The following is an 11,642-nucleotide window of genomic DNA, read 5'->3' as shown; positions in this document are numbered from 1 at the left end:
TTTTTGGAGTTGGATTTGATGCTACAAGCTCCAACGATTATGCACCCAGAGATATTGAGAAGGGTTTTGACGAATCTCATCTTCGTAGAGTTTGTGGAGCCTTAGAATGTCTTCATAGTCATTTCCAGAAGGAAAGTTTTCTAGCGGCGCATGAAAATACATTTCATAGCGGACGCCGTTTCTTCGGGTAAAACAAGGAATGACTTTGGCATGCCCTAGTTTCGCAAGTTTTGTTATGCCAGGATTGGTTGGCGCAGGCTTGTTAAAAAAAGGAACATCAATACTGCCTTGACCATTGTACTTTTGATCAGGTGCTATCCATAAAACTTGGTTAGAACGGAGTGCTTTTAACATGATTTTGGTATCTGTGTTCAGTAATGGCGACACTTTTTTTTGTATGGTGCTCGTGATATTTCTTGTTCTTGCCTTTGTAATCAAATATTCCAATAGAGGATTGTCATGCTTTCGGTATATAGGGCTGTAATCCATTACGAATGACAACATAAGTCCTGACATTTCCATCGTGGTAAAGTGCGGAACTAAAAGTAGAATGCCGTGCTCTTTATTGTTGTTGACATGCTCAAGACCATGGTAGGAAAAGTATTTCAATTCATTCTGGGTTTCAGATTTCCGATGTTGTCCCCAAGCGGTGATTGAAATTTCGATCAGCCCTACACCGAGCGATTTAAAGTGCTCTTTAAGTAAAAGCTTTATGTCGTCAGCTTTTTTATCTGGAAATGCGATTTCTATATTTTTCATCGCTCTGTTTTTTCGACTGCCAGCGATGTAAAACAAGAGAAGTCCTAGAGTTTCTCCAAAGCGAATTTTTGCTTTATATGGTAGAAACCCTACTAGTCGAAGTATTCCGTAAACAATCCAAATCCCCCAAAACCTAGGGTGCAGGAAGCTGGTTTGAAAGGTTGTAGAGCTTTTACTTGGTGAGCTCATCTAAAGACCCTTTTTGATATAGATTGGCATAACTGCCTTCTTGAGATAGAAGAAACTCGTGCGTTCCTTTTTCTACAAGTTGTCCCTGGTCTAAGACAATAATTTGGTCGGCACTTTCAATCGTCGAAAGCCTGTGAGCAATGATAATCACCGTTCTGTTTTCGCGTAGTTTATCAATCGCTTGCTGTACCATTGATTCTGATTGGTTATCAAGAGCTGAAGTTGCTTCGTCCATAATCAGGATAGGCGCATTTTTTAGGAACGCTCTTGCGATGGCGATACGTTGTTTTTGGCCCCCAGATAAATTTGAGCCTTTATCACCAATAATGGTATCCAGCCCTTCAGGTAATGAGCGAATAAAATCCCAAGAGTGTGAAGCCTTAGCAGCGTCAATAATGTCTTTTTCATCTATATCGGACAGTCCATAAGCGATGTTTGCTCTAATGGTGTCGTTGAACAGGACAACATCTTGGCTAACGAATGCAATATGCGCTCTCAAAGAAGAAAGGGAGTAATCATTTATATTTTGCTCATTAATGAATATTGCGCCATCTGAAACTCTGAAAAAACGTGCTAGTAAATTGGCAATGGTCGTTTTTCCTGAACCAGACTCACCAACCAAAGCGGTTGTTTTATTAATAGGAAAATCCAACGATAAGTTGTGAATGATGTATTTAGACCTAGGGTGGTATCTAAAGTTCACGTTGTCGAAGCGAATATTGTGACTGATGCCAGCAAGCGTTTTGGTCCCTGTATCTTTTTCATCAGGAAGATCAAGTATCTCGAAGATACTTTCTGCTGCAGCCATTCCTTTTTGAATGGTTTCATTGATATTGGTCAAGCGTCTGATAGGTTCGAAAATCATTGCCATGGCGGCAATAAATGCAATCAACTCCCCAGGCGTGAACAAGTTCTGAGCAGACATCAACGATATAACGTAGAGCACCGCTGCTAAGGCAGCGGCTGCCAATACCTGAACCAAAGGCACATTGGCGGCTGAAACTTTGATGACTGCCATCGTGTGTTTTCTTAAAGCGTCAGCAACACTATGAAACTTGTTTTCTTCATAGGCTTCAGCACCATAAATTTTAATATCTTTATGCGCAAGAATGCCTTCTTCCAAGGCTTGTGTCATGTGTCCCATGCTATTTTGCATTTCGGTACTTGAGCCGCGCATCATTCGACTTGCTCTATCAATAATAAAGCCGATAACAGGACCGATTAGCAGGATCATCAAGGTCAATTGCCATGAGGTATAAAACAGATAGCCAAGTAATCCCATAATGATTAATGTATCGCGAATTACGATAATCCAAGCTTCACTTAATGTATTACCAACTTGCAATACGTCATAGGTGATCTTGGAGGTTAGTTTTCCCGAACTGTATTTTTGGTAAGTACCAAGCGGAAGGCGATTTAGTTTCTTGAACATGGCATAACGAATATCAACAATTGCTTTGTGTGCAATCCATTCGCTTAAAACTTTACTGGCATACTCTGCAAAGCCTTTCACGACAAAAACCAAAAGCAAAAGTAGTGGGATTTGAGTGATTGATTGAGGGTCTTTGGCTATAAGGGTGTCATCTACAAGAGGTTTTAATAATGCAGGCATCAAGGGTTCCATGCCTGCAGCGACGACAAGCGCAAGTAGCATCGGAATAATCGTTTGCCAATAGGGTTTGATAAAGCCCAGAAGACGAGAGTAGAGTTTTAGCGTTGTTGTTTTTTTCATGGCATCTATTCTCTATTCCCGGTGCAGGATTTTGTTGACGATGAACTTTCCAACTTTGTTTGCTTTGAAAGACTTTGCAAGTTGTTCATAGTCGTAAACATCGGTCAGCCACGTTTCAAACTCAATCTCAGGATGAGTCTTATGGAAATCAATATAGCTCTGGAAAAAGAAATCTAAAATTCCTGTTTCAGCCCATTTAATATGACCTTTCCAAAGAGTTAATTCTTTAACTGCAGACTCAATGGGTACGTTTTCGTGGAAGTGCAAATAGAGTGCGCTGACCAGACCCGCACGGTCAGCACCTGACTTACAATGGAAGAGTACAGGATACTCAATTTTCGTTAATTGCTCTTTCAAAGAAAGTACTTCTTCAACTCTTGGTGCATCTCTAGAAGAAAAGCGGGTTGTGAGAAGTTCTATGCCGTATTTCTGGCAGGCTTCTAGTTCCAGTTTGTACTGCCCTGAGAAATCATCTCCATTAAAGCTAGAGCGGTTGTTTCCTCGAATGTTAAGGATGGTTTTAACGTGGTACTTTTTCGCGAGCTTTTTGACGAAAGCAGGGGAAGGGTGGTTGCTGCGGTATGCGTCATGACCCACTTTATGAAAATTTCGATAGAAGAGACGAAGGATTTCGTGGTCGACTATCCAAGCTTCAAAGTAAGCGAGAAATCTACCCCATTTCGTATTTAATTGATGCATTTAGGTTGCGGCGATAGTTGAAAAAGTTGGCGGTATTTTACTATTTGCAGCATGGGATTGGAAATTATCTCGGCTAAATCTTGAACAACCCCTTAATAAATAAGTGTTAAAATTCTGAGATTATTGAAAAACAGTTAGTTTTAGGGTTGTTCATGATTGTAGTAACAGGCGGTGCCGGATTTATTGGTTCTAATATCGTTAAGGCTTTGAATGAGCAGGGTATTGCCGATATCTTAGTGGTTGATAATTTAAAAAATGGTAAAAAATTCATTAATTTAGCTGATTGTGATTTTGCTGATTTTTTAGATAAAGAAGATTTTCAGACGCGAATTTTTGCCGAAGAAGGTCTGCCTGAAATTGAATGTGTTTTTCACCAAGGTGCTTGTTCAGCCACTACGGAGTGGGACGGTAAGTTCATGATGGATAACAATTATGAATATTCCAAAGATTTGCTGAACTTCTGTTTGAACAGAAAAATCCCTTTTCTTTATGCCTCATCAGCCTCTGTGTATGGCGATGGACCGACGTTTATAGAAAAACGTGAGTATGAAAAGCCGCTGAATGTTTATGGATTCTCCAAGTTTCAATTTGACCAATATATCCGTAGAGTTCTTCCTCATGCAGAAAGTCAGGTTGTTGGCTTTAGATACTTCAATGTATATGGTCCGAGAGAACAGCACAAAGGGGATATGGCGAGTGTTGCATTCAAACTGCATAATCAAATCTTAAAGGGCGAAAAGCTCAAACTTTTTGGTCCGTATGATGGCTATGATGCTGGGATGCAGACGCGAGATTTTGTCTATGTTGAAGATGTTGTTAAAGTCAACTTGTGGTTTAAAGATAACCCGGATAAGTCAGGGGTATTCAACTTAGGGCCAGCGGCAGCGGAACCTTTTAAAAACATAGCAGAAGCTGTGATTCAGTTTCATGGTAAGGGTGAGATTGAGTACATTCCTTTTCCAGAACACCTTAAAGGTGCATACCAAAGCTATACTCAAGCTGATAATAGCTTGCTGCGAGAAGCAGGTTATACCGGAGAATTTCACACAGTTGCCGAAGGTGTTCATAAATATCTAACTTGGTTGAGTGAAAATCCGACAACACTGAATTTTACTAAATAAAGTTTTAGAGAGTTCATGCGCATTCTGTTAATCAAAATGTCTTCTATGGGGGATGTGTTTCATGCATTCCCTGCACTTTCCGACGCGCAAGCCAATATCCCAGACCTCACCGTTGATTGGGTGGTTGAAAAGGCATTTGCTGAAATTCCAAGCTGGCATCCTGTGGTGGATAAGGTTTACCCGATTGAATTAAGACGCTGGCGTAAAACCCCTTTTAGTTCCAAAACCCGATCCGAAATAAAAACTTTCTTTGAAGAAATCAATCGCACTCAATATGATTTGGTGTTAGATGCACAAGGCTTGTATAAGAGCTTGTGGGTTGCCAAAAAAGTTGAGGCGCCAATTTATGGCATGGATTTCTCCAGCGTAAGAGAGCCCTTGGTGAGCTTATTTTACAACCACAAGATTCATGTCGGAAAAGCACAGCATGCCATCACTCGGCTTAGAGAGCTATTCTCCAAAGCACTTAATTATTCAATTTCTCCAAATTCATCAATCGCCTATGGTCTGAATACATCTGACTGGAAAAGGCCTGAGCTACCCTGGCAGTCAGAGCCTTACATGGTTTTTCTACACGGAACGACTTGGGATACAAAATGCTGGCCAGAAGAGTATTGGCGTGAGCTGCTGCACAAAATCTGCCAGGTTGGGTATAAGGTTATTTTGCCTTGGGGCTCGAAGGAAGAGCAAGAACGCTCATATCGTTTGCAACAGGGATGCGAAGGCTGTACGTGGGTACCCGAACAGCTTCTCAGTTTGAACGATATTGCAAGAATATTGAAGTTTTCAAAGGCTGTGGCTTCTGTTGATACTGGTTTGTCTCATGTCGCCACTGCGTTGGATGTGCCGATGGTCGTTTTGTACCGAGTAACCGATCCTAAATTGGTGGGCGCTTTGGGTGAGTCGGTATGCCATCTGGTTTCGCCAGAAGCAGAAAATTATGTGAAGTCATTTAGAGATGCTCAACAACAGGAAGCATCTCTAAAAGGATTGGATGTGGACACTGTTTTTCAAGCGCTTGATGGAATGGTGTCCCATGAGTGAAGTTAAGCGTTTATATTTGCCTTCTACCCCTTTTAATTTACTGCTTAGTTTTTTGGATGCGCAGTCGAGAGGGGGTGAAAATGTTTTGGTCTATATTGATCAAAAGACAATTACACCTTACGCCGAAACGTTGTTGGCATTGCAGGAGTCTCCCTTTAAAGAAGTGTCCGTTTTGTATGATGTGTCAAAGGGTAGGGCAAAACTAGAAGAACGGCATCAAAATTTTCAGGCATTGGATCGTTTGTTGGAAGGCTATGGATTTGATGAGGTGGTTACGGGTAGTGATCGCCGCATAGAGTTTCAATATGTGATGCACCGCCTGCGAAAAGCAACTAATGATGTTGTAGGGACATATTTGGATGATGGGCTTTACAGTTATTTGACGTGGAAAAGACCTGTTTATGAGCATTTTTTAAATAGTTTGGTAAAAAAAATAGTCTATGGCTCTTGGTGGCAAGAACCCAGAACGCCGGGTACCTCTCCCTATATTTCTAGATCCATTTTGATGAATGCGGATTTTGCATTGGAATCTTTAAAAAACCGGGAGGTTTGCCCGATTGATTTTTCTCTGCTTTCCTGTAAACCATTGCAACATTGGGCTCAAAGCTTGCTGGATGCGTTTGATTGTAATGCAAAAACCGCTGGAGAAGTGGATGTGTTTTTCATTCTTCCCCATCCAAACGATGTGCAAAAAATGCCAGGCTATGTGGAAAGGCTGAAGTCGTCCATTAGAGATAAGGTTGGTAGTGGTTTCAAGGTGTCTGTTAAGTATCACCCTAGATTTACAGAGAAAGATGCCTTTAACCTGAAAGAACTTGGAACGATGCTGCTCCCGAGTAACCTTGCATTCGAGTTTCTGCTGCCGGTTTTAAAATCAAACGCCGAAATTATTGGAGACTTCACGACAGTGATGCTCACCTCCAAAATGTTACGACCTGATTTGTCGGTGATAGCAAATATTAACCTTGATGATCCTTACCAACTCCAGTTATTAGAGTTACTTAGAAAATTTGAAATTAAAGTGATAGAAAAGAGAAGTTTATAAATGTTGGCGAAACTACAAAACATGAGTGAAGTTTGGCAAAAGCGATTATTTGTTGTCATGACAGCAGCAGCAATTGCACCGTTGTATTTTGAGAGTGCTTCCCAGATAGGGGGAACTCTTTTTCTTTTATCTCTCATTTTGTTGTCAATCGTAGCATGGAGTAAAAAAAACATATCTCTCAATGCCTTTGAAAAAGGTTGGATATGGGTGGCTATGATTTATACACTTGTATTTGTTTTAAGTTTTTTGCTACGCCCTCCATATACTTGTGATGGTATCTGGCGATTGTCTTCATCCGGGTTTATTTTATTGCTGTTGGTTTGGTTTTGGATTTCTATTAAATTGAAATTAGGTACTACGGTTATTAAGTCAGTGGCATTCATGTCGCTGATTTTTGCAATTCTTTTGTTAGGGCTAGAGCTCTATATCTCTAAAGGCTGGTACGTGGGATACCGATATGGAGGAGTACTGGCTGACTTGGGAAAAACTGGGTTCTTTTTGCCTTTGACAGCCTTTTTGCTGGGACTTCTTTTTTTGAAAGAGCGCAGAGCGGTTTATTTAGTGCTATATTTTGTGGCTTTTTTGTTGTCAGCTTTGGTTGCCTCCAGAACTGCCTTGGCGATGATTACGGTTCCACTTTTTTTTACAGTGGTTTATTTTCTGTTTAGTACGAAAAGCTTAAGTTGTGTCAAGAAATTGGGTGTTGTTATTATTGCCTTAGCTGTGATTGGTAGTTCAATGTATTTATCAAAGAGTAAATTGGATGAGACGTTTCATGACTATAAACTAGCAGAGCATAGTAATTATTATTCCTCCATGGGCATGCGTTTAGCAATGTTAAAAGTTGGAATGCAGATGGTAGAGAATCACTACGTTTTAGGTGTTGGGCCAAATTTATATAAAACAGAGCTAAAGCACTACGTGCGACTTACAAACTATTCTGAAGAGGTCAAGAACTCAATTTCTAGCTTTACCCACTTGCACAACCAGTTTTTAATGGATTTTGTTTTATCTGGTATCGCAGGCATTATTTCTTTAATTTTGTTTATAGGGTATCCCATCAAAGTACTGTACCAACTCTTTAAATATGGAAGGAAGGAAGAAGCCATTTTTGGAATAGGCTTTATGGTTGGATTCTGGTTTATTTTATTTTTTGGCGCAATTTTTACCTATACTTACACCACTATCTTATATATGTTAACGATTGGTTCGGTAATTCTTTTTTATCGAGATGAGTTAGGTAAAAAACATGATTAAAGTTGTTTGTTTGAAATGGGGTACAAAGTACGGGCCGGAATACGTCAATCGACTTTATCGAATGGTCAAAACTCATATGAGTTTGCCATTTACATTTACTTGTATCACGGAGAATTCAGAAGGTCTTAACCCTGAAATACAAATTCAGCCGCTGCCAGATTTGGGTTTAAAAGGTTGGTGGTACAAGCTTTTGATTTTTAAACGTGGATTTTTAGACGCTTCTGCTGGTGATAAAGTGCTTTTCTTGGATTTAGACGTCGTTATTTTAAACTCATTGAATGATGTTGTGACTTATAGTGATGACTTTTGTATTTCAGCGGATGATACCGAGCACCAGTACAACAGCTCTGTAATGTGTTTTTATCCTGAAAAGTTCAGTTTTATTTGGGATGCCTTTGATGTGCAAAAAGACCTCGTAGTAAATCAGATGCATGGCGATCAAGATTGGATACAGTATATTTATCAAAATGCGACCATTTATCCGAAACAACTTATTAAGTCTTTTAAAATTGATTTAGATTGCAAGACACCTTTTTCCTTTGGAAAGGTGGGGCGTTTTTTCAGAAAGAAAATGCCTTTCCTATTGCCAAGGGGGGAGGTTGATTACCCAGAGAATACGGCAATTGTTTTGTTTCATGGTAAACCTGATCCAGAAGATGTTATGGACGGCCCTTATGACAAGTATCGATGTGCACCATGGGTAAAAGAATTTTGGAAATAGAACGAAGTTCATTTTGTAGTGACCTGAGGAAAAGAGTTTGAGTTTAAAAAACTTTTTTAAAAAATCACATGTGGAAGTAGAAAGTTACTTAGATTTACTTTTTTTGTATGCGAAAGATTGTGTGATGCTCCAAATTGGAGCTAATGATGGGCAATTGTGTGACCCGATTAGAAAGTATGTTTTATTAAATAAAGTTAAAGGGGTGCTGTTGGAACCCCAGATTGAGGTTTTTAAAAATCTGAAAGAGAACTATCAGTCGGTTGAAGGCTTAAATTTTGTTAATAAGGCATTGTCTGGCACAAACGGTATTACAAGTTTATATTCCGTAGACGACTTTTTGGTGCGGCAATATTCAGATTTATCGGGCGTGGCTTCTTTTTCAAGAGGGCATGTTTCAAAAGAAATCAAATCTAATATGCATAAGCTAAGTTTTGAGAATGCTAAAACAATAGATGACTATGTAGTAAAGACCGATGTTGAAACAATAACCTATTCTAGCTTAATTAAAGAATATTTGATTAATAACCTTGATTTATTGATGATAGATGCAGAAGGCTTTGATTATGAGTCAGTTATGCTGTTTCCATTTGATGAAGTTAAGCCTAAAGCAGTTTTGTTTGAAGATAAACATATAGGAAAGGCAAAGAGAACTCAATTAAAATCATACCTAAAAGATTTAGGCTATATTGCATATCATGCAAGAAATGACGTGCTGTTTGTTTTGGAATATTAATAATGCAGGAAAAAATAAAGCCATCGTTGGATTTTTTTGAGCCTCATCAGCGCTTAAACATCAAAAAACATTTTGATGTTGAGAAAGTCTCTAAGATTTTTGTGCATGGCATAGATCAGCTGGGCGGCCTAATGTTTAGTTCTCCTTTTTTTAGAGAACTGCGTCGAGCTTTTCCAAATGCTCACATCGTTAATATGGTGGGCTCGCTGACCTATCCTATTATGCAAAACTGTCCTTATGTCGATGAAGTTTGGTTGTTCAACAAGTCTGAAAGCTGGGCGACAATGAAGAAGATTAAAGCTGAAGGGTTTGATTTGGCTTTTTTGGCGACAGGGAATCTTCGATCAGCGTTGATGGTGTATTTGGCTGGCGTGCCGAATCGAGTTGGCTACGACAATGATGGAACGGGGCCATTATTAACGGTACAGATGCATCAAGAATTTCATTCCCGGTACCGTCCTGAAAATATGTTTGACTACCTAAGGGCGATAGGGATTACGCCACAAGGTGTGTTTGATCGTGAAGTTTGGGTTTCAGATGAAGATAAAACATACGCAAAATCCTGGTTTGAGTCAAACACGGCTGGGCAAAAGATTTTTGCTTTTAATCCATTTTCGACAGACCCAAAACGCCGATGGACTGACTCTGGTTGGAAAGAAACCTTAACGCAAATTATCGCTCGAGGAATAAAGCCAGTCATGCTGGTTGGAAAAAATGAAGTTGAGCAAGGTAAGCAGCTACTTGATGCGTGGGGGTTGCCTGATATTGATGTGCAGTCTCATTCCGTCACGCAAACCGCTGCCATCCTAAGTTATGTGGATTTTGTGGTTGGGCCTGACTCCGGTTTTATACATATGACTTTGGCAGTTAGTAAACCTCATGTCATCGGCTTATTCAATGTTGTGCCGCCGATTTCATGCTTTCCAGTCCATGATTCACGTCACATAGCGATTATTGAAGATACGCTCGACTGTTGTCCGTGCTACCTTTATAAGGCAAAAGACGTTTGCCCGAATGAATTGAAGTGCATGACATCTCTCAAGGCCGAAAAGGTTTTGGCTGCAATTGACAGCTTGGCCTGAAGTGTTATTGACATAATTCCTTCATCAAACTAACACCGAATTTTCATCATTAGTGCTTAGCATTTTAAGTCTAAGTATAGGGTGGAAAATTATGAAAATTGCGGTGGCTGGAACAGGCTATGTGGGCCTGGCAAATGCGTTGTTACTGGCGCAAGACAATGAAGTGATAGCTCTGGATGTTGTGCCTGAAAAGGTTCTAATGCTCAATCAGAAACAAAGTCCAATTGAAGATAAAGAAATTGAACACTTTCTAGAAACAAAAGATTTAAACTTCAGAGCAACGTTGGATAAGCAAGAAGCCTATGTCGGTGCGGACTATGTCATTATCGCAACGCCTACCGACTACGATACTGAAACCAATTTCTTCAATACCAGTTCCGTCGAAAGTGTCATTTCTGATGTCATATCGATTAATCCAAATGCGGTGATGGTGATTAAATCGACAGTTCCTGTCGGCTATACGGAACGTATCAAACAAAAGTTCCTAGCGCACAATATCCTATTTTCTCCCGAGTTTTTAAGAGAGGGAAAGGCTCTTTATGACAACCTTTATCCATCGAGAATCATCATAGGTGAAGACTCAGAAAGAGCCAGAGATTTTGCCTCTTTGCTGGTGAAGGGGGCGGTAAAAGAAGATATTCCTGTTCTGTATACCAACTCTACCGAGGCAGAAGCTATCAAGTTATTTTCCAATACTTATTTGGCGATGCGAGTCGCCTATTTTAACGAGTTAGACACTTTTGCCATCAGTCATGGATTGGACTCAAGGCAGATTATAGATGGCGTGAGTTTAGATCCGCGTATTGGTGGGCATTACAATAATCCTTCTTTTGGTTATGGTGGGTATTGCTTGCCAAAAGATACCAAGCAGTTATTGGCCAACTACCAATATGTACCAAATAACCTCATCAAGGCGATTGTCGATGCCAATACCACTCGAAAGGATTTTGTCGCTTTTGACATTATCAAAAAACAGCCCAAGGTGGTTGGCATTTATCGATTGGTGATGAAACAAGGATCAGACAACTTTCGGGCATCGTCCATTCAAGGTGTGATGAAAAGAATCAAAGCCAAAGGCATTGATGTCGTTGTCTATGAGCCTGTGTTAAAAGATTCCCATTTTTTTAACTCAAAAGTGTTGAATGATTTAGAAGAATTTAAGCGAATTAGTGATGTTATTGTTGCTAATAGGCTGTCTGATGAGATTCAAGATGTGTTGGAAAAGGTGTATACTCGTGATTTATTTGGTAATGACTAAAT

The 11,642-nt window shown here is 39.9% G+C and carries 11 protein-coding genes; 8 read left to right on the top strand and 3 right to left on the bottom strand.

The features are described from left to right. Positions 1-21 precede the first annotated feature (21 nt). From HVMH_RS08935 to HVMH_RS08925, 3 genes are read right to left on the bottom strand one after another with little or no spacing between them, the layout of a single operon-like run. A complete protein-coding gene (locus HVMH_RS08935) occupies positions 22-948 on the bottom strand; it encodes a lysophospholipid acyltransferase family protein (protein WP_029913170.1) in 927 nt (308 codons plus the stop codon). After that, positions 932-2,680, bottom strand: a complete 1,749-nt coding sequence (gene msbA, locus HVMH_RS08930) for a lipid A export permease/ATP-binding protein MsbA (RefSeq protein WP_029913173.1) — start codon at positions 2,678-2,680, stop codon at positions 932-934. Before msbA ends, HVMH_RS08935 begins: the two co-directional genes overlap by 17 nt. Before the next feature lie 12 nt (positions 2,681-2,692). Further along, positions 2,693-3,379 (bottom strand): tyrosine-protein phosphatase, encoded by a 687-nt coding sequence (locus HVMH_RS08925; RefSeq protein WP_029913175.1) that lies wholly within the window; start codon positions 3,377-3,379, stop codon positions 2,693-2,695. A 152-nt stretch (positions 3,380-3,531) separates the two neighbouring features. Between HVMH_RS08925 and rfaD the strand changes: the two genes are divergently transcribed. The 8 genes from rfaD (at position 3,532) to HVMH_RS08885 (ending at position 11,640) form a co-directional block, all read left to right on the top strand. Then, a complete protein-coding gene (rfaD, locus tag HVMH_RS08920; protein ID WP_029913179.1) occupies positions 3,532-4,500 on the top strand; it encodes an ADP-glyceromanno-heptose 6-epimerase in 969 nt (322 codons plus the stop codon). A gap of 15 nt (positions 4,501-4,515) precedes the next feature. Further along, positions 4,516-5,544, top strand: a complete 1,029-nt coding sequence (waaC, locus tag HVMH_RS08915; RefSeq protein WP_029913182.1) for a lipopolysaccharide heptosyltransferase I — start codon at positions 4,516-4,518, stop codon at positions 5,542-5,544. Beyond that, complete coding sequence (locus HVMH_RS08910) at positions 5,537-6,589, top strand: hypothetical protein (protein WP_029913185.1); 1,053 nt, start codon at positions 5,537-5,539, stop codon at positions 6,587-6,589. The genes waaC and HVMH_RS08910 overlap by 8 nt, the downstream gene beginning before the upstream one ends. Beyond that, positions 6,590-7,846: an O-antigen ligase family protein gene (locus HVMH_RS08905; protein ID WP_029913190.1), complete on the top strand. Its 1,257-nt coding sequence runs from the start codon at positions 6,590-6,592 to the stop codon at positions 7,844-7,846. Next, positions 7,839-8,567, top strand: a complete 729-nt coding sequence (locus HVMH_RS08900) for a glycosyltransferase family protein (protein WP_029913192.1) — start codon at positions 7,839-7,841, stop codon at positions 8,565-8,567. The genes HVMH_RS08905 and HVMH_RS08900 overlap by 8 nt, the downstream gene beginning before the upstream one ends. 37 nt (positions 8,568-8,604) lie before the next feature. Further along, positions 8,605-9,300: an FkbM family methyltransferase gene (locus HVMH_RS08895; protein WP_029913194.1), complete on the top strand. Its 696-nt coding sequence runs from the start codon at positions 8,605-8,607 to the stop codon at positions 9,298-9,300. Between the two features lie 2 nt (positions 9,301-9,302). Continuing rightward, complete coding sequence (locus HVMH_RS08890; RefSeq protein WP_029913196.1) at positions 9,303-10,382, top strand: glycosyltransferase family 9 protein; 1,080 nt, start codon at positions 9,303-9,305, stop codon at positions 10,380-10,382. 91 nt (positions 10,383-10,473) lie between these two features. Next, positions 10,474-11,640, top strand: coding sequence for a nucleotide sugar dehydrogenase (locus tag HVMH_RS08885; RefSeq protein WP_029913198.1), 1,167 nt, complete (start codon positions 10,474-10,476; stop codon positions 11,638-11,640). The last annotated feature ends 2 nt before the right edge of the window (positions 11,641-11,642 follow it).

This window comes from Hydrogenovibrio marinus (genome assembly GCF_013340845.1).
In the GTDB taxonomy this organism is placed as follows: Bacteria; Pseudomonadota; Gammaproteobacteria; order Thiomicrospirales; family Thiomicrospiraceae; genus Hydrogenovibrio; species Hydrogenovibrio marinus.
The sequence above is the reverse complement of the archived record's forward strand: the minus strand, read 5'-3'. Positions and strand labels throughout refer to the sequence as shown.

Bases quoted from the DNA above. Each gene is read 5' to 3' on its own strand.
- HVMH_RS08935 (WP_029913170.1), bottom strand. From the start codon at position 948: ATGAGCTCACCAAGTAAAAGCTCTACAACCTTTCAAACCAGCTTCCTG.
- msbA (WP_029913173.1), bottom strand. From the start codon at position 2,680: ATGAAAAAAACAACAACGCTAAAACTCTACTCTCGTCTTCTGGGCTTT.
- HVMH_RS08925 (WP_029913175.1), bottom strand. From the start codon at position 3,379: ATGCATCAATTAAATACGAAATGGGGTAGATTTCTCGCTTACTTTGAA.
- rfaD (WP_029913179.1), top strand. From the start codon at position 3,532: ATGATTGTAGTAACAGGCGGTGCCGGATTTATTGGTTCTAATATCGTT.
- waaC (WP_029913182.1), top strand. From the start codon at position 4,516: ATGCGCATTCTGTTAATCAAAATGTCTTCTATGGGGGATGTGTTTCAT.
- HVMH_RS08910 (WP_029913185.1), top strand. From the start codon at position 5,537: ATGAGTGAAGTTAAGCGTTTATATTTGCCTTCTACCCCTTTTAATTTA.
- HVMH_RS08905 (WP_029913190.1), top strand. From the start codon at position 6,590: ATGTTGGCGAAACTACAAAACATGAGTGAAGTTTGGCAAAAGCGATTA.
- HVMH_RS08900 (WP_029913192.1), top strand. From the start codon at position 7,839: ATGATTAAAGTTGTTTGTTTGAAATGGGGTACAAAGTACGGGCCGGAA.
- HVMH_RS08890 (WP_029913196.1), top strand. From the start codon at position 9,303: ATGCAGGAAAAAATAAAGCCATCGTTGGATTTTTTTGAGCCTCATCAG.
- HVMH_RS08885 (WP_029913198.1), top strand. From the start codon at position 10,474: ATGAAAATTGCGGTGGCTGGAACAGGCTATGTGGGCCTGGCAAATGCG.